This window comes from Bacillus sp. SD075, assembly GCF_017355165.1.
Lineage (GTDB): Bacteria > Bacillota > Bacilli > Bacillales > DSM-1321 > Peribacillus.
In genome coordinates this window covers 33,545-57,405 of sequence record NZ_JADILK010000011.1, presented here as the reverse complement: position 1 = coordinate 57,405, position 23,861 = coordinate 33,545, and the positions used below count along the sequence as shown (strand labels likewise).

Below are 23,861 nucleotides of genomic sequence, written 5' to 3'. Positions count from 1 at the left end.
GTTTTGATATGAAAGAGGGAGCTTAGATTGGAATTAAGGCAAATCGAATATTTCATTGAAGTGGCAAAGCGTGAACATATGACGGAAGCAGCAGTGGACTTGCATGTTGCCCAGTCTGCTGTCAGTCGCCAAATTTACAATTTAGAAGAAGAGCTGGGTGTGCCCTTGTTTATCAGGGAAGGCCGAAAGATTAGATTGACACCTATAGGACATACATTTTTATCTCATATGGAACAAGCTATGGATATAATCGATCGTGCCAAGCGTGAGATGGCTGAAAGCCTGGATCCAGAAAAAGGGACAATCCGCATTGGCTTTCCCAGTAGTTTAGCTTCTTATATATTGCCAAGGGTCATTTCCGACTTCAGGGAAAGTTATCCGCAGGCAAAATTCACATTGAAACAAGGTTCATATCGCTACCTGATAGATTCTGTTATAAAGGGTAACATAAACATGGCCTTGATTGGCCCACTGCCGGTGAATGAAAAGAAAATCAAAGGTGAAACGCTATTTATTGAAAACTTAGTTGCCCTTTTACCAGAAAGCCATCCTTTGTCAATGAAGAAATCATTATCCTTAAATGAGCTTCAAGGAAACCCGTTCATCGTATATCCAAAGGGATATGTTTTAAGGGATCTCGTTATGAAAGCATGCAAACTGCATGGCTTTGAACCGGAGGTGGCATTCGAAGGAAAGGATACGGATGCTATAAAAGGCCTAGTGGCAGCAGGTCTCGGTATAACACTGATTCCTGAGATTTCCTTGATCGATAGCTTGCCTCGTTTTACGGTTAAATTGCCGCTGGAGGATCCATCTGTAACCAGGGCTGTGGGGGTCATCGTTCCGACTGATAGGGAACTGATGCCAACGGAGAAATTGTTTTACCAATTTTTGAGGGACACTTTTGCAAAATTGGAAGGTTTTCAATAGAATGTGAGGGGTATCTATTAGAAAAGTCATAAATCCAGCTAGTGAGAGAATCCTTGAATCGGGTTCTTTTTTTTGTTTTGGTCGCAAATGTATCGAAATATCTCAATTTAGCACATCCTCAAAAGGAATAATTTATTTTGAAATAATACTATATTTGTTTTTATTGCATAAGAATGTGTTAAAACTCATTTTTTGAAAACGCTTTTATTTTATTAGTATAAAAATACTACTTACATTATCAGAAAATTCATGTTATTATACGGGCAGACATTAAAGGTACAGGTGCGCTATACTAAATAGGTTTTTAAAATGAATATCTTTATTTTTTTTCATTTTTTAAATTGAATATTCTGATAATTAATAAGGAGTGGAGATAAAGTGAGCAGGAAAGAATACATCAGCGATCGAATGTACAGGGCATCAACAGGGATAGCCAACGCTGTTTTGGTTACATTAGGGATCGGGTTATTGTTCGAATCCATAGGGGGATATTTAGGTTGGGAGGTCTTCCTGGCAATAGGCGGGGCCGCGAAGGTCTTGCTAGCACCAGCTTTAGGTGCAGGTATCGCATATCAGCTAGGGGGAAATTCATTAATAATCTTTAGCGCCATGGCTTCAAGTGCTGTTGGAGGTGCTGCCATTCACAGAACTGCTGAGGGTGCCTTCACGATTGTTACGGGTCAGCCACTCAGTGCTGTCTTGGCAGCAGTAATTGCAACATATATAGGTAAGCGCCTAATCGGCAAAACAAAGTTGGACATCATGGCCATCCCAATGGGAGCAGTTCTTGTTGGTGGAGTTTCGGGGTATGGCCTGGCTCTTGTCACCACTCCGCTTCTAACATGGATAAGCAGTCAAACCACAGCTGCGGTCGAGGGTTCTCCCTTAATCGGTTCCATGGTCATAGCTTTGGTATGGAGCATTTTATTGATGACACCGGCGTCTTCCGCTGCACTGGCGATCGCCCTGCAATTAGATCCCGTTTCCAGTGCTGCAGCTTTAATCGGATGTACCGTTCAGTTTGTCGGCTTCACTGTCATGTCTTATAAAGATAATGATATGGGGGGGTTCCTGGCACAGATGGTCGTTACGCCCAAAGTGCAATTTCCTAACTTAATCAAAAAGCCATTATACGTAGTTCCGCCTTTTGTGGCGGCAATCATCTGTGCCCCTATCGCTACCTTGGCATTCGATTTTCAAGTGCCGTATGAGCTTGGAGGTATGGGGTTAAGTTCAATGATTGCCCCTATTGCCATCATAACCGGTCAAGGTTTGTACACGTTCATGGTTTATGTGGCAGTGGGTATGGTATTGCCAGCGGTGATCACACTTGCCTTGCATCGGGTACTGAAGATGATGGGTAAAGTTAAACCAGGCGATCTTCATTTGGAAGTCTCATAATCAAAGTTTTCTTAGGAACCAGCCTGGTTAAGGAACCGGGCTGGTTTTTATTTATAAGGGGAATAGGGTAAAATGGGGAGGATAGCATTTGCATAGATAGGATGATATATATGGGAAAAGAAATAGATATAAAAGTGAAGGCTAAGTTCGTGAGTAAAATGGGCAAGGGGTTTCCCTTGATTGTTAAAGAGTCGATAGCCAACCTTAACGACCTTCAGGAAGAGGGGTCCTTAGTGCGTTTGGTGGATGAAAACAACCGCTTCCTAGCAAAGGGGTATTATGGTAAACAGAATAAGGGCTACGGCTGGGTATTGACCCGAAGAGAGAATGAAAAGATCGATCAATCCTTCTTTAACGGTAAAATCCAGGCGGCATATGAATTTCGAAAGTCTTTTTTTGAAGATGGGGACACTACAGCTTTCCGCTTGTTTAATGGGGAAGGTGATGGAATTGGCGGTTTAATCATTGATCATTATGATGGTCACTATGTCATTAGCTGGTATAGCAAAGGGATATATTCCTTTAAAGACTACATCATTAAGTCATTGCAGGAAACAGTCAAAGTCAAGTCGATTTATCAGAAGAAACGCTTTGATACAAAGGGGCAGTACGTGGATGAAGACGATTTTGTCATGGGTGAACAGCCGGCATTTCCGCTTCTTGTAAAGGAGAATGGAGTCCATTTCGCTGTTTATCTGAATGATGGGGCAATGGTCGGTGTCTTCCTTGATCAACGTGATGTCAGAAGAAAAATCCGGGATGAATACGCAAAAGGGAAAACGGTGTTGAATATGTTCTCCTATACGGGGGCATTCTCCGTGTTTGCCGCTTTAGGCGGTGCTGTCAAAACAACGAGTGTCGACCTGGCGAATCGCAGTTTACCAAAGACGATTGAACAGTTCAGTGTGAATGGAATAGATCCTGAAGCTCACAATATCGTCGTGATGGATGTCTTTAAGTATTTTAAATATGCAGTGAAGAAGGCTTTGAAATTTGAAATGGTCATCCTTGATCCGCCCAGCTTTGCCAAATCGAAAAAGTTTACTTTCAGTGCCGGAAAAGACTATACAAATCTATTGAAGGATGCCATTTCCATTACGGAAGACAATGGGATCATTATCGCCTCAACTAATTGCAGTACGTTCGACATGAAAAAATTCAAGAACTTCATTGATATCGCCTTTAAGGAAATGAATGGAGAATACGAGGTCATCGAACAGTTTTCATTGCCGGCTGATTTTAAAACAATTCCAGAATATAAGGAAGGTGACTATTTAAAAGTAGTCTTCATTAAGAAAATTAAAGGATAAAAAAGGCGTCCACAGTTCAAGCAGAGCTGTGAATGCCTTTTTTTATAATGAAAATGTTTCATGTGGAACGAATGGACGTTCGGAGTCACTGGATAGGCCGTTCACCTTGCAAACCTTTCGATAAATGAAAAGAAGCTTTCATGCGAATGCTGTTAGCGATGCAAAACTGGGCTGCATAGTAGGTAAGCATGATAAGGGGACCAGAAAAGGCAACATCATCGATAAATTTGTTCCAAGATAAAATGGAGTCGGAAATCATGAACAGGACCCCGCCGATGATTGCGGCCGTATTGCCGGTCATAAATGCCGCCCAGCCCATGAGGGAGATGACCGTTACATAACAGATTACAGGGATGATGAGGTCATGTTCACCTTTTTCAATTAAAGAACGTACAATTTCACGGCCAATCCATGTGGAGTAAATGCTAATCGGAAGTATCGTCGCAAATCGAAACCATGAGAAGGCCCACAGTCTAAAGAATGCCGAAATATAGAAAAGGTGGCCGATCAAGAAGGCGGAAAGCCCGATGACGAACCAGATCAACAAACCATCTCCAAGCATGCAGAAGAATAAACCAAGAAGTATTAAGGAGGGGTAACGATCCCGTCTGCCCACATTTGTGCAGGCGTAGAGTAAAATCAATAACATGGGGATGACCTTGAACAAGACTTTAATGATTAAAGGATCTTCGGGTATAAAAAAAATATAGAATAGTCCCGTGAAAAGGATTGCAGCAGGCAAGCATTTCATTAACATTCAATTCCCCCCTTCAATCTTTAATTCTATATAAGGGGAAGGAACCCCTTGTCCATTAAAGAACTGTTTGAAAGAAAGTCGCGAAAATGAAAAAACTGACTCCTGTTTTAACCAGGAGCCAGTTCAGTTATAAGAATCATACGGCCGAATCTTCTTTAACGAATGCTTGTTTTAACCAGTTTTTTCCCTCGACAAGCCTTGTGACAAGCATGGCACAAACCGTGTTTCCTGTTGAGTTAAGCAGTGTAGCGGGAGCATCGATAATCGTGGATATAACGGCAATGATAGGAAGGACTTCAACAGGGAAGCCAAATACACTAAGAATCAACATTTCCCCAATCATGCCGCCCCCAGGGATGGCACCCATAACAGCTCCAACCAAAAAGGCAACAGCAAGTATACTTAAAATGCTTGATATGCTTGTCATATCCTTTCCAAATAAACTGAATAGGAAAACGATTTTCAATACCCCTCCGAATACCGAACCATCCTTATGAGTGTTGGCTCCGAGTGGGATGACAGTCTCCGCTATATCTTTAGGTACGCCCATTTTCTTGACTGATTCCAGATTGACCGGAATGGATGCGGCACTGGAACAAGTTGCGATGGCTGTAATGGATGGTGTCAGTGCATTTTTCCAAAATAGTTTAACTCCATCTTTCCCACCTGCGATAAAGGCATACAAAGTGAAGAAGCCAAAATAATAAATCAAGGCCAAGACTAGATAAAGAATGAAAGTTCGGGCATAGCCTTCTAAAATCTGTGGCCCAAGCTGCCCGATAATCGCCGCGAAATAAGCACCAAGTCCAATTGGGGCATAGTACATGACGATTTTTACGACCTTCATCATGACAGCTGTACCCGCCGTCAAAAACTCAGTAATCGGTCTTGCTTTTTCACCGACCAGTGCAGTGGAAAGCCCGATCAATACTGAGAAAACGATAAGCTGAAGCATATTGCTTCTGGAGAACAGTTCTGGAAAGTCTGAAACGGTTACTGTGTTTACCAGTTGACTGAAGAAAGAAACTTCTTCGATGGTCTCCTCGGAAGAACTGTTTTCCATCAGTTCTTTAATGGCTGTCGTATCTGTGCCTTCCAAGGGATTGACGATGGTTGTCCCAATAAATCCAATGACGGCAGCTAAAGCGGCTGTTGTCAGGAAAACGAGAACGATACTGCCCATGATTTTTCCGAGGCGATTCATTCCGCTCATATTGGCAATCGCTGAAGCAATGCTGAAAAATACCAATGGCACGATGATCGTGAACATCAGATTTAAGAATAAGTCCCCTAGCGGCTGTATGACCGAGGTTTTCTCCCCGAAAACCACCCCTGCTATTCCACCGATAATAATGGCAGTGAGCAGTATTAAAGAGGATCGATAGTTTTTGATAAAGCTCTTCATTAAAATTCCGTCCTTTCAGGATGAAGATATCAATAAAAATATACTTCATTATCAACTCTAAAATGAGGTTTGACAATATTTTTTTATAGGAAGGAATGTTAAAAGAAGAAATGCAATAAATAAATAATAGGGAATGGGTTGTGAAAATATCGTGAAGGAGGGATAGAATGGCATTTGTTGAGGTGGAAGAAAGCGTTCGGTTGTTTTATGAAGAAAAGGGCCAGGGGAGACCGGTTATTTTTATCCATGGTGTATGGATGAGCAGCCGGTTCTTTAGAAGGCAGCTTCCATACTTTTCAGGAAAATATAGAACGATCTTACTTGATTTAAGAAGCCATGGCCAGTCAAATCATGTGCATTACGGAAACACGGTCTCCGTTTATGCAAAAGATCTTCATGCATTCATTGGTGAACTGGGATTAAGGGATGTCATACTTGTAGGCTGGTCCATGGGGGCATTTGTCGTCTGGGATTATCTTAAGCAATTCGGTGAGGAAAATATTCATTCAACGGTGATTGTGGATGAATTGGCGTCTGATTTTAAGTGGCCTGATTTTAATATCGGTGCATTTGATATGGACACATTGATTGCTTTCATGACTGAAATTCAAACGAATCGTGCCCCATTTTTGAAAAGCTTCCTTGCTTCCATGTTCAACAATGAATTATCTGCAGAGGATGCAAGCTGGATGCTTGGGGAAGTGACCAAAATGCCAGAATCCATTGCTAGTAGCATTCTATTTGACCAATCGATTGTGGACTATCGTGATTTCTTACCGGAAATCAATATCCCGACACTTCTCTGTTTTGGAAGGCATGAAAAAGTCATTCCTGTAGCTGCAGGGGAACATTTGCATAAAAACATTCCGAATTCCAAACTAGTAATCTTTGAAGATAGTTGCCATTGTCCTTTTATGGAAGAAAGCGATTTGTTTAATGAAACAGTGGATTGCTTTATTCAAAAGGGAGTATAGACTTATATGATATGAAAAAGGGGATGCAGGGTTCGTGCCCGCATTCCTTTTCTTTATGGTTTTAAATGAATTTTTCTACTAACTAAACGGTTTCGGCAAGAAATAAAGGGAATACTGGTACTAAGGAAGTCAGTAGTGCAAGTTAATGGAATTGATAAATTAAAAGGAGCATTTTTATATCCTTTTCACAGGAATTGGGCTATTATGAGGTGGATTTAAATTGGTATGATCGTTAACTGTTATTGAGAGAAACTCATGCAGGAAGTGATGGAGAGGATAAAATGGATGATCGTTTACCATACAATGAAATTATAGATGTATGTTTACTTGCGGGAAAAATCATGCTTCAGAACGGAGCGGAAACTTCGCGGGTGGAAGATACGATGGTAAGAATCGCTGCAGCGTTTGGATGCGGTGAGTCACATAGTTTCTCGACCCCTACAGGAATTATATTTTCGCTGGATGGTATGCACCCAGCGTCAAAATTAATTCGAGTTTCCCAACGTTCTACAGATTTACATAAGGTGACGCTGGTTAACAGTATATCCCGAAGCATTTCCAGCAAGGAAATGACACCGGAGGAAGCTTATCTAAGGTTAAAACAAATCGAAAAGGCCGGGATGGGGTATCCCATGTGGGTACAGGTCTTTGCTGCATTTATAGCGAGCGGCTGCTTTTTGATCATGTTCCAGGGACAGTGGAATGATTTCATTTGGTCCTGTATAGCAGGAGGAATGGGATTCTCATGCCTGCTTTATTTGCACTGGTTACTGGAAGTTCGTTTTTTTGCTGAATTCATCGCCTCTTTAGTCGTAGGCTTAGTAGCTATGTTTTTTGTCCAGATTGGAGTTGGAAGTCATTTGGACACGATAATCATCGGAGCGGTGATGCCGCTTGTGCCAGGGCTATTAATTACGAATGCTGCCAGGGATTTAATTGCAGGACATTTGGTTTCGGGTCTATCCAAGGGTGCGGATGCAGGTTTGACTGCTTTAGCCATTGGGGCAGGAATATCGGCTGCGTTTGTTTTCTTATGATTTTAAGGGAGGAAGAATGATGATTGCACAGCTTATTACAAGTTTCATTGCCTCGGCCGCCTTTGGAGTCATCTTCAATGTACCAAAAAATTCATTGTTTCAATGTGGTTGCGTAGGGATGTTAGGGTGGATCTTATACTTTGTTCTGGTTGAAAATGAGATAAACAGCATCATTGCAACATTAGCAGCTGCATTTATCGTTGCGGTTATCAGCCAGTATTTTGCTAAAAGGTATAAGACGCCAATCACGATTTTCAATGTATCGGGAATCATCCCCCTTGTGCCTGGAGGTTTGTCGTATGATGCGATGAAGCACTTTGTCGGAAATGATTTTTATGTTGCCGTTCAGTTGGCGGCCAAGGTTTTTATGCTGGCAGGTGCCATTGCGATGGGGCTGATCTTTGCAGAAGTCATGAACCAGTTGGTAACAAAGTATAATAAAAGGAAGGTAAGATTGGGAAGTTAGAGGGGGTATTATAAAAACTTCCTGATAAATATGTTTCTAAATAAGGAGGAAGGAGAGCAGGTCGAACACCCTGATCTCCTTCCTCTTTTTAATATTTTGAAATAATGATAAATCTAACTTATTAAGGATTTTTCATCCCAGTGTTTGCTGTAACCAAAATCTCGTCGAATTTTTTGGCATCAGCTTTCTTGCTTGACAGAAGTGTTCCGACGATTGCCGCGATAAAACCAATCGGGATGGAGATGATGCCTGGATTGGCCAGCGGGAATAATGGCTCCCCAACGAATATTGCCGCTCCCTCTACCGGTGACCAGACATTGGGACTTAGGAACACAAGCAATAAAGAACTGATGAGTCCAACTAACATGCCCGTGACAGCCCCAGCTGTGTTAAAGCGTTTCCAGAATACCGTGAAGACAATGATGGGAAGATTGGCGCTGGCAGCGACGGCAAAGGCAAGTGAAACAAGGAAGGCAACATTCATGTTTTGGGCAAATAAGGCAAGTATGATGGAGAGGACGGATACTCCGATGGATGCCCAACGAGCAGCCACTACTTGTTCCTTGTCAGTGGCTTGACCTTTCCGGATGATGTGGCCATAGAAGTCATGGGCAAAAGCAGATGCTGCCGATAGAACGAGACCTGCTACAACCGCTAAAATGGTAGCAAAAGCAACTGCAGACACAAAGGCGAACAGGAAGTCACCTCCAATGGCTTCGGCAAGCAGGGGAGCAGCCATATTACCCGCCGCATTCGCGGCTATGATCTTGTCGTATCCAACAAAAGCTGCCGCTCCAAAGCCCAGGAAAATGGTCATTATATAAAAGATGCCAATGATCCAAGTGGCATATACTACGGACTTTCGGGCTGTGATGGCGTCTTTTACCGTAAAGAAACGGATGAGAATGTGAGGAAGTCCAGCTGTACCGAGTACAAGCGCTAAATTAAGGGATAAAGTATCCAATGGATCCTTGAATTTGTTACCCGGGTTGAGGAAATCCCCGCCTAAAGGGGTGGCCGTTTGCATTTGCTTGAACATCTCGATCACGCTAAAGTCGAATTTCGAGAACACGATGATGGAGATGATGAAAGTACCTGCCATCAATAAAATGGCTTTTACGATTTGGACCCAACTGGTGGCGGTCATACCGCCGAATACAACGTAGACGGTCATTAAAATACCTACAATGATAACGGAGTATAGATAATCAATTCCAAGTAAGAGCTTTATAAGGGCACCAGCACCGACTAGTTGGGCAATCATATAAAAGGTTGAAATGGAAATGGTGTTAAGGGCAGCGACCCCGCGAACTTTCTTTTCATTGAAACGGGCAGCGATCATGTCCGCCAGTGTATACTTACCAAGGTTACGAAGCGGTTCAGCCACGATATAAAGAACGACCAGATAGGCAACCAGGAAACCTATGCTATAGAAAAAGCCATCAAATCCAGAGAGTGCGACCATGCCTGCTATTCCTAAAAATGAGGCGGCTGACATATAATCACCCGCAATGGCCCAGCCATTCTGCCAGCCAGTCAGGCTGCTGTCCGCCGTATAAAAGTCCGCGGTCGTTTTGGTGCGCCTTGAAGCAAAAAAGGTAATGACCAATGTTAGCCCGACAATGATTAGAAATAATATGAAAGCAAGTATATTCATTGTAAATTCACCTTTATCCTTTCGCTTCTCTCACGATTTTTTCAACTAATTGGTCAAAAGTCGCAGCTTTTTTGGAATAGAGTATGCATAAGGTCCAAGTCATGATAAATTGAGCGAAGGCAAAGACCCAAGCCCAACTGATTGGGCCGAGTGCATTGGAATTAAGGACTTTAGAATAGGAAGTTAATATAGGTAAGGTGAAATAAAAGACTATGAAAAAGATGGATAGTGGGACGATGAAATTGCGTTTTTTCCTTAGGAGTTCTTGAAAAGACTGGGATTGGACAATCTTGGTGCAGTCAATGGAAGCGCTTACTCCAGTTTCCTTAGGTATTGAATCGTTTGGTGCCAAGTTGGTTCCCCCTTCATTAAATATTATTTTGGTTTTCATTCCCCATTTTTTGATAACAGTATCAGTATATATTTTTCAGAATATATTGTAAATTCATAATTGTTAAATTAATATTTTTTCGTTTTACATAGTGTTAATGAGAGAAAAGGATACAAAGCAAAAGTAAAGGCAGGTATGAATGAACGGCCATGAAATCAAATCCTATCATTAAGGAAAAGTTAAGCTTCTTTCACGATACTGGTTTCAACGAAGGAATCTGAAAGGAGAAAAATAATGAAAAAGTTGATAATGATAGGTACGGTTTTAGTTTTGGCGATTGGGGGTTGCGTTTGGTTTTCCATGAAGGACAATGCTGAGCCCGTTATTGCAAAGTCGGTGACGGCTACAGTTGAAAAGGGAGATCTTGAAGTTCTAATAAGCGGTTCCGGATCGGTCGCCGCAGTCAATAGTGAGGATGTCACTTCCCCTGTAACGAATGAAGTGGATGAAGTTCTTATAGCGAAGGATGAATTGGTTGAGAAAGGTGATGAACTAATTACCTTCACGGATGGAAGTGACCCGATAACGGCCCCATTCGATGGTACCGTGACAACATTGGATGTGGAAGAAGGGGATCGTGTATCAAGCAGTGAAGTGGTGGCACACGTTACCGATTATAAAAAATTGAAAACGACGATCAGTGTTGATGAATTGGATGTTCCAAGTGTTAAAAAAGGACAAACAGTTGAAATGAAAGCCAGTGCTTTTGAAGATGAAACGTTTACGGGGGAAGTGACCAGTGTAGCAAAGGAAGGTACATATGAGAATGGGGTTTCTTCGTTCGATGTCACAATCAAAATTGACAAGCCCGGCGATATAAAAATTGGGATGTCAACTGAAGTGAGCATTTTGACGAATAGTGTAAAAGATGCTTTATTTATTCCGATTGAAGCAGTCCAAATTGACGGTGAAGAAAAATATGTGAATATACAACAAGCCGGTACAACTGAAGGAACGGCCAGTACAAAGACAGCTGTTGAGACTGGGATCAGCAACGATAGGTATATTGAAATAACTTCGGGTCTTGAAGAGGGCCAGTTTGTTTCCTTGCCTGTCACCATCAATGAAAGCTCCACTGGCAGTGGAGGCGATGGAATGAGGGGTGGCCAAGGAGGCGAAATAAGAATGCCGGGCGGCAGCGGAATGCCGAGCGGCGGTATGCCAAACAGTGGCGGAATGCCAAGCGGCAAGGGAGGTCAGTAATATGGCGAAACCCATCATAAAAATTAAGAACATGTCTAAATCATATGAATTAGGCGGTGAAACGGTTAAGGCACTTCAAGATGTCTGTCTTACAATCGATAAAGGCGATTTCATTTCCATCATCGGTCCTTCTGGATCAGGGAAATCGACGTTCATGAATATGATTGGCTGCCTTGACAAGCCTGACATAGGTGAATATCTTCTTGATGGAAAAGAAGTGGAAAAGTTGAAGGATAATGAGTTAGCCGCCATTCGTAATATTAAAATAGGATTTATCTTTCAAAATTTCAACCTGTTGGCAAAACTGACAGCGTTGGAAAATGTCGAACTTCCCCTGGTTTATAGAGGGGTAAGCGTGAAGGAAAGAAGAAAATTGGCCAATGTGTGCCTTGATATGGTTGGCCTGAGTGACCGGAAGAATCATCTGCCGACCCAACTGTCGGGTGGACAGCAGCAAAGAGTTGCCATTGCAAGGGCACTTGCCGGTAACCCTCCCGTTTTATTGGCGGATGAGCCGACGGGGGCTCTGGATAGTAAAACGAGTGAGGAAGTGCTGCAGATGCTGAAAGGATTGAACGAAAAGGGACAAACAATCATTCTTATAACCCATGACTTGGAAGTGGCAAAAGAAGCAACTCGGGTCGTCCGGATACAGGATGGTCAGCTATTTGAAAACGGAGGTGATTGGATTGAACTTGGGCGAATCAATGAAGATGGCTATACGCAGTATCAAAACCAATAAAGTCAGAGCATTTTTAACCATGCTTGGGATCATTATTGGAGTTGCTTCCGTAATCGTCCTGGTTTCGATTGGTCAGGGTTCCTCTCAGTCCGTTCAGGATGAGATCAATAGCCTGGGAACGAACCTGATAACGGTAAGTGTCACGGATACCGACTCCGTTAAGCTGACGGATGATACAATCGAACAGTTTAAAGGCCTGAGCGGGATATCTGAAGTGGCGCCAGTAGTCACTGAACGCGTATATGCTAAAAACGGGGAAGCTTCGGCACAGGTTTCAATGACCGGTGCAACTTCCTCCTACCTATCGGTTAGGGATCTAGAGCTCAGTCAGGGCCGGTTTTTGACGGATATGGAAACGGAATTACGCTCCAAGGTCGTTGTCCTGGGGTCGAATACAGCCAACACGCTTTTTGAAAATCAAAAAGCTGTGGACCAGAACGTTCTGATCGGCGGCGTTTCCTATCGAGTGATCGGTGTCCTTGAGTCAGTAGGCACCTCAATGGGATCGAGTGGGGATGATGTAATCATTGCACCGATCACCACTGCCGAAAGGGCTACAGGCAGCACGACAATCGGAACCGTATATTTAAAAGCGGAGAATGAGAATATCATAGATAGGGCGATGTACCAGGTACAAGGTACGATGACCACATTTTTCCCAGAACAGAGTGATAACTATTCGGTGTCCAATCAAGAAGATCTGATGGATACAATGAGCTCTGTGTCGGATACGTTCACACTCATGCTTGGCGGTATTGCCAGTATTTCGTTACTGGTAGGGGGAATTGGAATCATGAATATCATGTTGGTTTCCGTTTCAGAGAGAACGAGGGAAATCGGGATTAGAAAAGCAATTGGGGCAAATCGGAAATCGATTCTTCTCCAGTTTTTAATTGAAGCGATGGTCTTGAGCTGCTTAGGGGGATTGTTGGGAGTTGTAATTGGATTGGGAATCGCAAAATTGATTTCAGTTTTTTCAAGTTTAACGATTAGTTATTCATGGTCGGTGACATTGTTTGCCTTCTTATTTTCCATTTTAATCGGGATAATGTTTGGCGTATTTCCTGCCAATAAGGCATCCAGGTTAAGTCCAATCCAAGCACTGCGTCACGAATGAACACTCAATTTGAAAGAAAGCATGCGAATAAAAGCCCGCTTTCTTTTGCATATGAAAAAAGATAAAATCAACATATATCACAATTGATGCGGTTGGGAGGTACCCTGCATGAAGGTTTTGGTGGTAGAAGATAATGTTTCATTATTAGAATCGATCCGACAAATTCTGACGGATGAATATGTAGTCGATACAGCGGATAATGGGGAAGATGGGCTATTCATGGCTCAGCAAAGTATATATGATATCATCATCTTGGATGTGATGCTTCCGGGAATCGATGGATTTGAAATCGTACGGAAAATCAGGGAAGCAAAAATCGATACAAGTGTCTTGTTTTTGACAGCAAAAGATGGGCTTGAGGATCGTGTCAGAGGATTGGAAATGGGTGGCGATGATTATTTAGTCAAGCCTTTCCAGGCACCGGAACTTAAGGCCAGGATTCGCGCCTTGCTTCGAAGGAGTGGCATTATATCACTTGATCAGCATGTGAAATACCGTGATATTGAACTATTGGAAAAAGAAAAGGATATTTTGGTTGATGGAAAGGTCATTAAAATGACATTGAAACAGTTTGAATTACTGGAGTATTTAATTCGAAATAATGGAAAAATATTGACCCGTGAGCAGATTTTCGACCGTATCTGGGGGTTTGATTCAGATACGACGATCGCCATTGTGGAAGTGTTCATCCATCACCTTAGAAAAAAATTGGAACCTTTCCATTATCATAAAGATATTCAAACCGTTCGGGGTATTGGTTATATGCTAAAACAACCATAAGGGGATCATTATGTTCCAAAAAACACGGCTTCAACTAACATTATTGAATTCTATCGTCTTTATTGTCTTAATAGCCATACTAAGCAGAACGATTTATTTTTATACGGAAAATCAGATCTATAGGGATGTCAATGATTCACTTAAAAAGGATTACAGGGATTTCAATAATGGGGGCATGCCAGGCGGACGTCCGCAAGGTGAGGTTCTCCTAGGTCCGGGGCCAAGCGTCATCGTTTGGGGACCGGATGAGACGATCATTGAGCCAAGACTGAGTGTAGACAATTTCATTAAGGTCAATGAGCCGGAATTTTACCCAAAAAGATTTGATGAGATTGAAGAAATATCGGTAAATGGGCCGACGTTTCGTGCACTTTCCACCAAGGTCGATACAGATTATGGAGAGCTGACGGTACAATTCATCAGGAATGTGGATACAGAAAAAGAAATGCTCGATCGATTGCTGCTCATATTGTTTGCTGGTGGAGGAATTGGAAGTCTAGTGGCGGTAGGAGCAGGCTATCTTCTGGCAGGACGGGCCCTAATTCCGGTCAAGACAGTTTGTCTCGGATGCTTCGCATGAAATTCGAACGCCGCTTGCTGTCATTCAATCGCGGGCTGATTTGCTATTTCAATCGCCTTCAGCGACAATCGAGGAAAAGGCCGTTGATATATCCATCATTTCGAAAGAAGTCCGGCGATTGAATAAGCTTGTTAATGGGCTTTTGACCTTGACCAGAACGGATTCGAACCAAATGGAGGTTAGGAAATCGAACTTTTTCCTTGATGACTTACTTATCGATATCGTGGAACAGTATACGGATATAGCTTTGTTTCAAGAGAAATCAATCATTAGCCATACCCCCGAACAGGTCGTATTTCATGGGGATAAAGAGAGAATTCATCAGCTATTGGTGATCTTGGTGGATAATGCCATGAAATTTACCGGGGAAGGCGGGGAGATTTCTCTATCCTGCATCAAGAATTCTTCATCCGTCATTCTTACCGTAGAGGATAATGGAAAAGGCATTCCGCAGGAAGATCTCCCCTTGATTTTTAACCGTTTTTATCAAGTGGAGCAATCCCGTTCAGCAAATGAAGGCTCCGGCTTAGGTCTATCCATTGCCAAATGGATTGTGAACACACATCAAGGGAACATCAAGGTTACGAGTGAACAGAATGAACGAACCCGTTTTGAAATCACTTTTCCGAGAAATCAAAGGAAAAAATAATCCACCTTAAGATGCCATCCCTTAGTAAAAAGACCCTTACTTTTATCCTTGCTGCTTAAGGAAAAATTAAGGGTCTTTTTAGATAATCATCTTATAAATACATTTATTTTCGGAGGAGAATCATTGATGAAAAGAACGGGTAAGTTACACTTTTTGGTTGGAATATTGGCCTCGGTCCTTTTAATGGCCCAAGCAGTCATCGGGATCATGATGTATATGGATGGCAGCGGCAACGAACCCATTAATGGACAGGCGATGATGGGACAGCCTGCCGAACGTAACACAACAGAATCGGCTAATAGCAGTACGGCGACCGATGATTCGACCACGGAAACGGCATCTAATGATACGCAGGGCAATATGGGGGAAACTATCCAAGGCGGTCCTAATGGTTCTGGAACGCCAGGAGAGATGCCAAACGGAGGCGGTCTCCAAGGCAGAGACTCTTTTGCAGGGAGATTGATCGACTTTTACCAAGGGGAAGGTAGCCTGGCTGCATCCATCATCATTTTTGTAATCGGAGGAGTCGGATTAGTGACATCGGTGATATCCAGAAAAATAGAAGCCTAAATAGCCGATACTATTCGAGGAAAGAGATGGTTCCTTTCGAAGGGGAACCTTCTTTTTTAATTCACGAAACCCATTATTGTCACTAATTGTTATTTTAAAAAGGGAAATAATAATTGCACTAAAAAAAATATTAGTTTAATATAGACTTCTGGAGAGGTACGTACATGTATTTTGGATGAAAGAGAAAACGTTTGCATAATTTTTTTGAGGGTAACCTACTATTAATGCACGATCATTAAATTCACCCTTAGTGGAGGCAGATATATGAAATTTCTGATTGCAATTTTAGGACTGCTTATTGTTTTTGGACTAGCCATACTAGTCAGCAGTGACCGGAAGAAAGTTAAAATTAAACCGATCATCCTCATGGTGGTCATTCAGCTTATTTTAACTTATTTATTATTAAATACGAAGTTTGGCTTAGTGATCATCAATTCGATTGCCGATGGGTTCGGAAAACTTTTAGAATGGGCAAATGAAGGAATCACCTTTGTATTTGGCGGGATTGTAAACGAAGGGGCAGCGCCATTCTTTTTAAATGTCCTTCTTCCTATCGTCTTCATCTCAGCATTAATTGGGATTTTACAGCATTTCAAGATCCTTCCGTTCATCATGAAGTGGGTTGGATTCCTGCTAAGTAAGGTGAATGGGATGGGTAAATTGGAATCTTACAATGCGGTAGCATCAGCAATAGTAGGCCAATCCGAGGTTTTCATAACCTTGAAAAAACAACTCGGTGCCATTCCGCCATCTCGCATGTATACGCTTTGTGCATCAGCCATGTCAACCGTATCGATGTCGATCGTCGGTGCCTATATGACGATGATTGAACCAAAGTACGTGGTGACGGCAATTGTTATTAACATGTTCGGTGGATTTATCATTGCATCCATTATCAATCCTTATACCGTAACGGATGATGATGATATCCTTGTTGTCGAAGACGGGGCAGAGAAGCAATCTTTCTTCGAGATGCTTGGGGAATATATCATGGATGGGTTTAAGGTTGCCATGACTGTAGCAGCGATGTTAATTGGTTTCGTTGCATTAATTGCAGGAATCAACAGCGTATTCGACATGATTTTCGGCATCAGCTTCCAAGACATCATGGGGTATATCTTTGCACCGTTTGCCTTTATCATGGGGATTCCGATTTCAGAAACCGTGACTGCTGGCGGAATCATGGCGACGAAGCTAGTAACCAATGAATTCGTTGCCATGCTTAGCTTAGGGGAAGCATCAGCAGGCTTGAGCGAAAGGACGATAGGGATCGTTTCTGTTTTCTTGGTTTCATTCGCTAATTTCTCATCTATTGGAATCATTGCCGGTGCAGTCAAAGGACTTCATGAAAAACAGGGAAATGTAGTAGCCCGTTTCGGCTTGAAGCTGTTATACGGTGCGACTCTTGTCAGCATCCTATCAGCGATCATCGTTAGTGTGATACTTTAATTAATGGATCTGACACAAAAGGGCACTTGGGTTTACACCTAAGTGCCTCTTTTATATTTGTGCTGCAAAGATAGAAATCCATTGTTTTTGAATTTGAAGGTATGTGGCTTGCTGGTATATAATACATAAAATGACAATCGGAAAGGGGAGTTCTAGGATGACGATGGCTGGAAAAGAAACGGCTATCTTTGCAGGAGGCTGTTTTTGGTGCATGGTTGCTCCCTTTGATGAAATGGATGGTATTATTTCAGTGACATCAGGCTATACAGGCGGTAATTTTGCTGCGCCTAGATATAAACAAGTGATTACCGGATCAATCGATCATGTTGAAGCGGTGCAAGTGGTATTCGATCCATCGATCATTTCCTATAAAACGTTATTAGAGATATTCTGGCGCCAAATCGATCCTACGGATGAAGATGGACAGTTCTCGGATAGGGGAAAGCAATACAAGGCGGCCATTTTCTATCTTAATGAACGTCAGAAACAGGAGGCGGAACGATCGAAGGAAGATTTAATGAGGAGCGGACGGTTTAAGAAACCTATTGTTACGGGTATTCTACCCTCAGGGAAATTTTACGAGGCTGAGGACTATCATCAAGAATTCTATCGGAAAAATCAATTTCGTTATGCATTGTATCGTAAAGGCTCAGGTCGTGATGCATTCATTAAAGAAAATTGGCCTAAGGATAATGCCCACCTTAGAAAGACGTTAACGGAGAGGCAGTTCCGCGTCACACAGGAAAATGGCACGGAGCCTCCTTTCGATAATGTTTATTGGAATCATTTTGAAGAAGGCATCTATGTGGATGTCGTTTCTGGGGAGCCTCTATTCAGTTCGCGGGATAAGTATGATAGCGGTTGTGGGTGGCCAAGCTTCACGAAGCCCATCATGTCGGCAAGTGTGAATGAGAAAATGGATCTCAGCCACCGAATGACCCGGACCGAGGTGCGCAGCAGGGACGCCGATTCACACCTTGGACATGTTTTTCCCGATGGTCCAAGTCCTAAAGGCACGAGATATTGCATAAACTCTTCTGCCCTTCGATTCATTCCTAGAGATGAAATGGAGAGAGAGGGATATGGAGACTTATTATTACTTTTTAAAATGAAATAACTAGTGAGATAGGGGAACACAAATGGATAAAATAGATGAAAATTTATATCGATATATCCTTGATAATTCATCCAAGATTACGGAAAACTGGCTGGCTTTAAGGGAAAAGCAGTCTGGATCCATCTATTCAATAGATTCTAATGATGAAATCGAAAAGCTTCTCAGAGAACAGAATACATTGACCATCAAGACAGTGACCAGTGCTTTACTTGAAGATAAAACGGCATTTATTGAAACGATGGAGCGGTGGGCCACACTTGTCGCGAAGAGTAGGGTTGAATCGGACACGCCCATTTACGAAGTGCTGGAGGCGCTTAATAAGGTTCGGGAAACATATTGGACCTTCATAACGGATTATATGCTAAAGGATACGGGGATAACGAAGGATACGATCATCCGGTGGAGTCGGATGATTAATCGTGCATTCGATCAATTGAACCGTCAGTTCACTGAGCAGTATTACCTTTTGACAAAAGAACGTTTACTTGCTCAACAGAACCTGATTAATGAACTGGGCGCACCTGTCATTCCCATTGTTGATGCCATTGCGGTATTGCCGTTAATCGGTGAAATTGATACCTACCGGGCAAAGGAAATCTTGAATGTGACTCCAAGCAAATGCATTAGCAAAAATATCACTCACTTATTCATCGATTTATCGGGAGTCTCCCTTTTAGATACGATGGTTGCCCAACAAATCTATCAATTGATAAGTACCCTGAACCTGTTAGGCATTCAATCGACCATTTCAGGGATTCGTCCTGAAGTGGCCCAGACATCGATTCAGTTAGGCCTTGATTTTAATCAGGTTTCCACATATAGTACACTTAAACAGGCGCTTTCCAAGCAAGGGATAAAACTTTACGAGAAAAAATGATATAAGGGTGCAGAGAATGAAAAAGAACCAGATCCCGCTAGGAATCTGGTTCTTTTCGTGATTCTATAATTTAAATGAACTTTTCAACCCAACGATTTGGTTGAAGACCAAGTGATCGGCCGAAGTGAGTTTTGAATCAACATTGTAATAGCCATGCCTGAAGAATTGGAATTTATCCTGAGGCTTAACATCTTTCATGTTAGGCTCGACGAATCCTTGTAATATTTCTACTGAATCAGGGTTTACCCGGTCCAAAAATGATTTTTCTTCCTCTTCATCATTTTCCTTATCCAAGATTAAAGGCTGGTAGTTGCGGAATTCTGCTGATACGGCTTGTGAAGCTTCGACCCAGTGCAATGTACCTTTTACTTTACGGCCAGTGAAGCCCGATCCGCTTTTCGTTTCAATGTCGTATGTGCAGCGAAGTTCAATGACGTTACCGGTCTCATCTTTTATCACTTCTTCACATTTAATGAAATAAGCATGTTTCAAACGGACTTCATTGCCCGGGAAAAGGCGGAAATACTTTTTAGGCGGGTTTTCCATGAAATCGTCCTGTTCGATATATATTTCACGTGAAAACGGGATTTGGCGTGTGCCCATTTCCGGAACTTCCGGATTGACTTCAGCATCCAGCCATTCTATCTCGCCTTCCGGATAGTTGGTGATGACCACTTTAAGCGGATTTAGGATAGCCATAGTCCGAGGAGCCTTCAGTTTTAAGTCTTCCCGCACGAAATGATCAAGCATTTGAGAGTCTACGACACCGCTTGTTTTTGCGACACCTATCTCTTGGCAGAATGCACGGATCGCTTCGGGTGTATATCCGCGTCTGCGCAAGCCTGAAACAGTAGGCATCCGTGGGTCGTCCCAGCCGTCCACGAAGCTCTCATCGACAAGCTGCTTCAATTTTCGCTTGCTCATTACTGTATTGGTCAGGTTAAGTCGGCCAAATTCATATTGTTTTGGTTGGCTTTCCATTTCACAATTTTCAACGATCCAGTCATAAAGAGGGCGTTGATCTTCGAACTCAAGCGTACAAATGGAGTGTGTGACTCCCTCGATGGCATCTTCAATTGGGTGGGCAAAGGCATACATTGGGTAGATGCACCATTTGTTGCCGGTATTATGGTGTTCAGTATGGGAGATACGGTATATGACGGGATCACGCAAATTAATGTTAGGTGAGCTCATATCGATTTTTGCACGCAATACTTTTGCGCCGTTGCCGAATTCACCGCTGCGCATCTTTTCAAATAGTTCAAGATTTTCCTCGACGGTTCTATTGCGGTAGGGGCTATCTTTCCCTGGCTGGGTCAGCGTTCCGCGATATTCACGGATTTGGTCGGCATTAAGGTCGTCCACATATGCCAGTCCCTTATTGATGAGCAGCACAGCCCTTTTATACATTTCATCAAAATAGTCGGAAGCGAAGAAAAGGTTATCCCAGTCGTAACCGAGCCATTTTACATCTTCCTTAATGGAGTTGACAAACTCAATATCCTCTTTCAATGGATTCGTATCATCGAAACGAAGGTTAGTTTTCCCATTGAAATCATCAGCCACCCCAAAATTCAAAATGATTGATTTGGCATGCCCGATATGTAAATATCCGTTCGGCTCAGGAGGGAAGCGGGTGATGACATGATCATGTTTTCCGGACTCTAGGTCATCTTTTATAATATTTTTAATAAAATTCGAAGAGTTATTTTCCAACTGAATTCGACCTCTTTCATTTATATACTTCTTTTAATTTTACCTGTATATATACCATAAATACAGATATTTTTCCATGTTCGAGCCAGAATCACGGTTTATCTGAAACAATTCATCAAGTATTTAGTTTGTACAATCCGAGCGAAAATATCCCTGAAACATTGAACAGGTAGTTTAGGGAACTACCTAACTGGATATTAAGGAAACCAATAAATCCTTTTTCATTCAAAAAAGCAATACAGGAATTCACGCCTGTATTGCTTATAATCTCGCTAGCAGACAGATTTTAGAATTGAAATCAAAAGACTGTCGTTTGCAAAAATTCTTTTGTACGCTCTTCCTTTGGATTGGTGAAGAATTCTTTTGGCGGCCCGCTTTCGACAACCCTACCATTATGCATGAAGACAATCCAATCCCCGACTTCACGTGCAAAGCTCATTTCATGTGTAACGACTACCATTGTCATCCCTTCCAAGGCAAGTTCCTTCATCGTGGCAAGAACTTCACCGACAAGTTCGGGATCCAGAGCCGAGGTGGGCTCATCAAAGAGCAGGATATCAGGTTTCATGGCAAGGGCGCGGGCTATGGCAACACGCTGTTTCTGGCCACCTGAGAGCTTGCTTGGATAGACATCCGCTTTATCTGATAAACCGACTTTTGCAAGCAATGCCTTTGCTTCTTCAATCGCTTGGGTCTTAGGGACCTTTTTGACGTGTGTCGGTGCTTCGATGACATTTTCCAGTACGGTCATATGAGGGAAGAGGTAGAAATGCTGAAATACCATTCCGACTTTTTCGCGGATTTTATTAATATCATGGGTACCCGGATTAATTTCCGTTCCTTCAATGAGGATTTGGCCGCTGTCTTTCTTCTCTAAATAATTCAAACAGCGGAGCAGGGTGCTTTTTCCGGAACCGCTTGGTCCGATCAGACAGACAACATCGCTATCGAGTACCTTCATATCAATATCTTTAAGTACATGCAGATTTCCATACGATTTATTTAAATTCCTTATCCGAATCATTTCTTTTTGTTCCATTTCAATTCCCCCTATCGATCACTAATGGACAGTTTCTTTTCGAATAAATTGACGATAATGGTCAGGAATGCCACTAGAATCAAGTAGTAGACCGCTACAATCAATAAATAAGTCATTTCATCGAAATTATTAGAGCCTAACGTAGTCGCCACATTAAACAGCTCATTCATGGATATGAAGGCTGCAAGTGATGAATCCTTCAGTCCGATGATGAATTGGTTGCCAAGCGGCGGCAATGCGCGGCGGAAGGCTTGAGGCAAGATGATTCTCCTCAAGGTGAGCGAATTGCTCATGCCAAGGGAACGTCCGGCTTCCATTTGACCTTTGTCGATGGATTGGATTGTACCACGTAAAATCTCTGAGATATAAGCTCCATTATGGAAGGCCAGGGCCAGGGACGCCGCCCAGAAGTCCGGCAGTAAGAAGAGATTGCTGATACCGAAATAGAGGATGAATATCTGTACGATAAGCGGTGTTCCCCGTACAAGGAATACATATGTATCGGAAATCCATGCAAGAATTTTTATATTGGATATTTTTAAAAGTGCAAATAGCAATCCGATGACGATCCCTACCAATATGGAGACTACCGTCAGTTCCAATGTGAGGAGCATGGCCCGGATGAATACGTCCGAGGAGCTAAATAATGTATCAAAAAAATGTGAAAAACTTGGCAATGTAATGACTCCCTTTCTATTAATCTTTATTCAGGCTTAGTTGTGATGTCCTCACCAAAGTATTTTTTGCTGATTTCCGCAAGTGTTCCATCTTCCCGGAGGTTTTCAAGAGCTTCGTTGATGCGTGCAAGCAGCTGAGGGTTGTCGTTTGGCAGGACGATGGCCTGCTCGCTTCGTTCGATCAATTGCCGTCCTTCGATGTCGAAACCTTCCTTGGTCGCTTCCTTGCCGGTTACGAAGTCCGTGATGACGGCATCATGACGTCCTCCACTTAATGCTTTCAGGGCCGTGATATCACTGTCATAGGTTTTTACATTGGTTGTATATTTTTCTGCTGTGGTTGCATACGTGGAGCCCTTAGAAGCCGCAACTTCCTTTCCCCTTAAATCTTCTACCGTTTTAATATCACTATCCGAGCGGACGAAAATTTGAGGACCTGAGTAGTAATAAGGGGTCGAGAAGGCAACATGTTTACTTCGTTGTTCATTGATTGTATGGCTGGCAACCGCGGCATCTGCCCGACCGGTTTTAACACCTTCCACAATGCCTTTGAACTTTATCCGTTTAGGCACAGGTTCTAAGTCGAGTTCCTTTGCAATGGCATCGCCGACTTCAATATCGAAACCTGTTACGGTCATGTCATCATTGACATAACTGAATGGCTTGAATTCGCCTGAGGCAGCGAAAACAAACTGATCCTTATTGATCAGCTTACTCCCATCCTCTAGCCGATCCTTTTCAGCACATCCGGACAGAATTCCAAGAACAACCAGAATGGATACAATGAATGTAACGGATGATTTCATGATAATTTCATTTCCCCCTTTTAAAAAAACTAATAGAATGTTCTATACCCCTTATGAGGTAGTGAATAACCTCATTAACTAGGGAAAATAAAACTGAAGTAAAAAATGGCGTCCTGACCATGCCGAAATTTCATTCAAGGATCCCCCTTCACTATGCATTTTATAAAGGTTCTTGGCCGTTGCCTTCATTACCTTTCAAAATACCGGTAAT

The 23,861-nt window shown here is 42.5% G+C and carries 22 protein-coding genes and 1 pseudogene; 15 read left to right on the top strand and 8 right to left on the bottom strand.

What is annotated here, in order from left to right; all coding sequences use genetic code 11:
* The first annotated feature begins 27 nt into the window (after positions 1–27).
* The 3 genes from gltC (at position 28) to IOC57_RS10585 (ending at position 3,641) form a co-directional block, all read left to right on the top strand.
* Positions 28–930 carry a glutamate biosynthesis transcriptional regulator GltC gene (gene gltC, locus IOC57_RS10595; RefSeq protein ID WP_207438692.1) on the top strand — a complete coding sequence of 301 codons (903 nt, stop codon included), beginning with the start codon at positions 28–30 and terminating at the stop codon, positions 928–930.
* A 408-nt stretch (positions 931–1,338) separates the two neighbouring features.
* Positions 1,339–2,331, top strand: coding sequence for a PTS sugar transporter subunit IIC (locus IOC57_RS10590; protein WP_207438747.1), 993 nt, complete (start codon positions 1,339–1,341; stop codon positions 2,329–2,331).
* A gap of 110 nt (positions 2,332–2,441) precedes the next feature.
* Positions 2,442–3,641: a class I SAM-dependent rRNA methyltransferase gene (locus IOC57_RS10585; protein WP_207438691.1), complete on the top strand. Its 1,200-nt coding sequence runs from the start codon at positions 2,442–2,444 to the stop codon at positions 3,639–3,641.
* A gap of 85 nt (positions 3,642–3,726) precedes the next feature.
* On the opposite strand, the gene IOC57_RS10580 is transcribed toward IOC57_RS10585, so the two are convergent.
* A complete protein-coding gene (locus tag IOC57_RS10580) occupies positions 3,727–4,398 on the bottom strand; it encodes a lysoplasmalogenase (RefSeq protein ID WP_207438690.1) in 672 nt (223 codons plus the stop codon).
* A gap of 136 nt (positions 4,399–4,534) precedes the next feature.
* Entirely contained in the window at positions 4,535–5,803 is a 1,269-nt protein-coding gene (locus tag IOC57_RS10575; protein ID WP_207438689.1) for a dicarboxylate/amino acid:cation symporter, read from the bottom strand.
* Between the two features lie 167 nt (positions 5,804–5,970).
* Between IOC57_RS10575 and IOC57_RS10570 the strand changes: the two genes are divergently transcribed.
* From IOC57_RS10570 to IOC57_RS10560, 3 genes are all read left to right on the top strand, one after another.
* Positions 5,971–6,777 carry an alpha/beta fold hydrolase gene (locus IOC57_RS10570; protein ID WP_207438688.1) on the top strand — a complete coding sequence of 269 codons (807 nt, stop codon included), beginning with the start codon at positions 5,971–5,973 and terminating at the stop codon, positions 6,775–6,777.
* A gap of 281 nt (positions 6,778–7,058) precedes the next feature.
* Positions 7,059–7,814, top strand: coding sequence for a threonine/serine exporter family protein (locus tag IOC57_RS10565; protein ID WP_207438687.1), 756 nt, complete (start codon positions 7,059–7,061; stop codon positions 7,812–7,814).
* Between the two features lie 16 nt (positions 7,815–7,830).
* A complete protein-coding gene (locus IOC57_RS10560; RefSeq protein WP_207438686.1) occupies positions 7,831–8,280 on the top strand; it encodes a threonine/serine exporter family protein in 450 nt (149 codons plus the stop codon).
* 121 nt (positions 8,281–8,401) lie between these two features.
* Here IOC57_RS10560 and IOC57_RS10555 read toward each other — a convergent pair whose 3' ends face one another.
* Complete coding sequence (locus tag IOC57_RS10555; RefSeq protein WP_207438685.1) at positions 8,402–9,937, bottom strand: solute symporter family protein; 1,536 nt, start codon at positions 9,935–9,937, stop codon at positions 8,402–8,404.
* 13 nt (positions 9,938–9,950) lie between these two features.
* The gene (locus tag IOC57_RS10550) at positions 9,951–10,289 is read right to left on the bottom strand and encodes a DUF485 domain-containing protein (RefSeq protein WP_286184724.1); all 339 of its coding nucleotides are present in this window, start codon (positions 10,287–10,289) and stop codon (positions 9,951–9,953) included.
* 273 nt (positions 10,290–10,562) lie between these two features.
* Between IOC57_RS10550 and IOC57_RS10545 the strand changes: the two genes are divergently transcribed.
* The 9 genes and pseudogenes from IOC57_RS10545 (at position 10,563) to IOC57_RS10505 (ending at position 19,412) form a co-directional block, all read left to right on the top strand.
* The gene (locus tag IOC57_RS10545) at positions 10,563–11,531 is read left to right on the top strand and encodes an efflux RND transporter periplasmic adaptor subunit (RefSeq protein ID WP_207438683.1); all 969 of its coding nucleotides are present in this window, start codon (positions 10,563–10,565) and stop codon (positions 11,529–11,531) included.
* Position 11,532: 1 nt separating this feature from the next.
* Positions 11,533–12,273 (top strand): ABC transporter ATP-binding protein, encoded by a 741-nt coding sequence (locus IOC57_RS10540; protein WP_286184722.1) that lies wholly within the window; start codon positions 11,533–11,535, stop codon positions 12,271–12,273.
* Positions 12,200–13,390, top strand: coding sequence for an ABC transporter permease (locus tag IOC57_RS10535; protein ID WP_309487693.1), 1,191 nt, complete (start codon positions 12,200–12,202; stop codon positions 13,388–13,390). Before IOC57_RS10540 ends, IOC57_RS10535 begins: the two co-directional genes overlap by 74 nt.
* 108 nt (positions 13,391–13,498) lie before the next feature.
* A complete protein-coding gene (locus IOC57_RS10530) occupies positions 13,499–14,170 on the top strand; it encodes a response regulator transcription factor (protein ID WP_207438682.1) in 672 nt (223 codons plus the stop codon).
* A 10-nt stretch (positions 14,171–14,180) separates the two neighbouring features.
* A pseudogene (locus tag IOC57_RS10525) lies at positions 14,181–15,399 on the top strand (sensor histidine kinase).
* A gap of 126 nt (positions 15,400–15,525) precedes the next feature.
* Complete coding sequence (locus IOC57_RS10520; protein WP_207438681.1) at positions 15,526–15,969, top strand: hypothetical protein; 444 nt, start codon at positions 15,526–15,528, stop codon at positions 15,967–15,969.
* A 264-nt stretch (positions 15,970–16,233) separates the two neighbouring features.
* Entirely contained in the window at positions 16,234–17,418 is a 1,185-nt protein-coding gene (locus tag IOC57_RS10515) for a NupC/NupG family nucleoside CNT transporter (RefSeq protein ID WP_207438680.1), read from the top strand.
* Positions 17,419–17,575: 157 nt separating this feature from the next.
* On the top strand, positions 17,576–18,535 hold the full coding sequence (gene msrB, locus IOC57_RS10510; RefSeq protein WP_207438679.1) for a peptide-methionine (R)-S-oxide reductase MsrB: 960 nt from the start codon (positions 17,576–17,578) through the stop codon (positions 18,533–18,535).
* Positions 18,536–18,557: 22 nt separating this feature from the next.
* Entirely contained in the window at positions 18,558–19,412 is an 855-nt protein-coding gene (locus IOC57_RS10505) for an STAS domain-containing protein (protein ID WP_207438678.1), read from the top strand.
* 63 nt (positions 19,413–19,475) lie between these two features.
* Here the strand turns inward: IOC57_RS10505 and IOC57_RS10500 are convergent, their stop codons facing one another.
* From IOC57_RS10500 to IOC57_RS10485, 4 genes are all read right to left on the bottom strand, one after another.
* Positions 19,476–21,128 carry a glutamine--tRNA ligase/YqeY domain fusion protein gene (locus tag IOC57_RS10500; protein WP_207438677.1) on the bottom strand — a complete coding sequence of 551 codons (1,653 nt, stop codon included), beginning with the start codon at positions 21,126–21,128 and terminating at the stop codon, positions 19,476–19,478.
* A 298-nt stretch (positions 21,129–21,426) separates the two neighbouring features.
* Positions 21,427–22,167, bottom strand: coding sequence for an amino acid ABC transporter ATP-binding protein (locus IOC57_RS10495; protein ID WP_286184721.1), 741 nt, complete (start codon positions 22,165–22,167; stop codon positions 21,427–21,429).
* 11 nt (positions 22,168–22,178) lie between these two features.
* Positions 22,179–22,844 (bottom strand): amino acid ABC transporter permease, encoded by a 666-nt coding sequence (locus IOC57_RS10490; protein WP_048685680.1) that lies wholly within the window; start codon positions 22,842–22,844, stop codon positions 22,179–22,181.
* 26 nt (positions 22,845–22,870) lie between these two features.
* Positions 22,871–23,650 carry a transporter substrate-binding domain-containing protein gene (locus tag IOC57_RS10485; protein ID WP_207438676.1) on the bottom strand — a complete coding sequence of 260 codons (780 nt, stop codon included), beginning with the start codon at positions 23,648–23,650 and terminating at the stop codon, positions 22,871–22,873.
* Between the last annotated feature and the right edge of the window lie 211 nt (positions 23,651–23,861).

What these genes read in the sequence shown, in the direction of transcription:
- IOC57_RS10590 (WP_207438747.1), top strand. Translation starts at nt 1,339, where the DNA reads ATGTACAGGGCATCAACAGGGATAGCCAACGCTGTTTTGGTTACATTA.
- IOC57_RS10585 (WP_207438691.1), top strand. Translation starts at nt 2,442, where the DNA reads ATGGGAAAAGAAATAGATATAAAAGTGAAGGCTAAGTTCGTGAGTAAA.
- IOC57_RS10580 (WP_207438690.1), bottom strand. Translation starts at nt 4,398, where the DNA reads ATGTTAATGAAATGCTTGCCTGCTGCAATCCTTTTCACGGGACTATTC.
- IOC57_RS10575 (WP_207438689.1), bottom strand. Translation starts at nt 5,803, where the DNA reads ATGAAGAGCTTTATCAAAAACTATCGATCCTCTTTAATACTGCTCACT.
- IOC57_RS10570 (WP_207438688.1), top strand. Translation starts at nt 5,971, where the DNA reads ATGGCATTTGTTGAGGTGGAAGAAAGCGTTCGGTTGTTTTATGAAGAA.
- IOC57_RS10565 (WP_207438687.1), top strand. Translation starts at nt 7,059, where the DNA reads ATGGATGATCGTTTACCATACAATGAAATTATAGATGTATGTTTACTT.
- IOC57_RS10560 (WP_207438686.1), top strand. Translation starts at nt 7,831, where the DNA reads ATGATGATTGCACAGCTTATTACAAGTTTCATTGCCTCGGCCGCCTTT.
- IOC57_RS10555 (WP_207438685.1), bottom strand. Translation starts at nt 9,937, where the DNA reads ATGAATATACTTGCTTTCATATTATTTCTAATCATTGTCGGGCTAACA.
- IOC57_RS10545 (WP_207438683.1), top strand. Translation starts at nt 10,563, where the DNA reads ATGAAAAAGTTGATAATGATAGGTACGGTTTTAGTTTTGGCGATTGGG.
- IOC57_RS10540 (WP_286184722.1), top strand. Translation starts at nt 11,533, where the DNA reads ATGGCGAAACCCATCATAAAAATTAAGAACATGTCTAAATCATATGAA.
- IOC57_RS10530 (WP_207438682.1), top strand. Translation starts at nt 13,499, where the DNA reads ATGAAGGTTTTGGTGGTAGAAGATAATGTTTCATTATTAGAATCGATC.
- IOC57_RS10520 (WP_207438681.1), top strand. Translation starts at nt 15,526, where the DNA reads ATGAAAAGAACGGGTAAGTTACACTTTTTGGTTGGAATATTGGCCTCG.
- IOC57_RS10515 (WP_207438680.1), top strand. Translation starts at nt 16,234, where the DNA reads ATGAAATTTCTGATTGCAATTTTAGGACTGCTTATTGTTTTTGGACTA.
- msrB (WP_207438679.1), top strand. Translation starts at nt 17,576, where the DNA reads ATGACGATGGCTGGAAAAGAAACGGCTATCTTTGCAGGAGGCTGTTTT.
- IOC57_RS10505 (WP_207438678.1), top strand. Translation starts at nt 18,558, where the DNA reads ATGGATAAAATAGATGAAAATTTATATCGATATATCCTTGATAATTCA.
- IOC57_RS10495 (WP_286184721.1), bottom strand. Translation starts at nt 22,167, where the DNA reads ATGGAACAAAAAGAAATGATTCGGATAAGGAATTTAAATAAATCGTAT.
- IOC57_RS10485 (WP_207438676.1), bottom strand. Translation starts at nt 23,650, where the DNA reads ATGAAATCATCCGTTACATTCATTGTATCCATTCTGGTTGTTCTTGGA.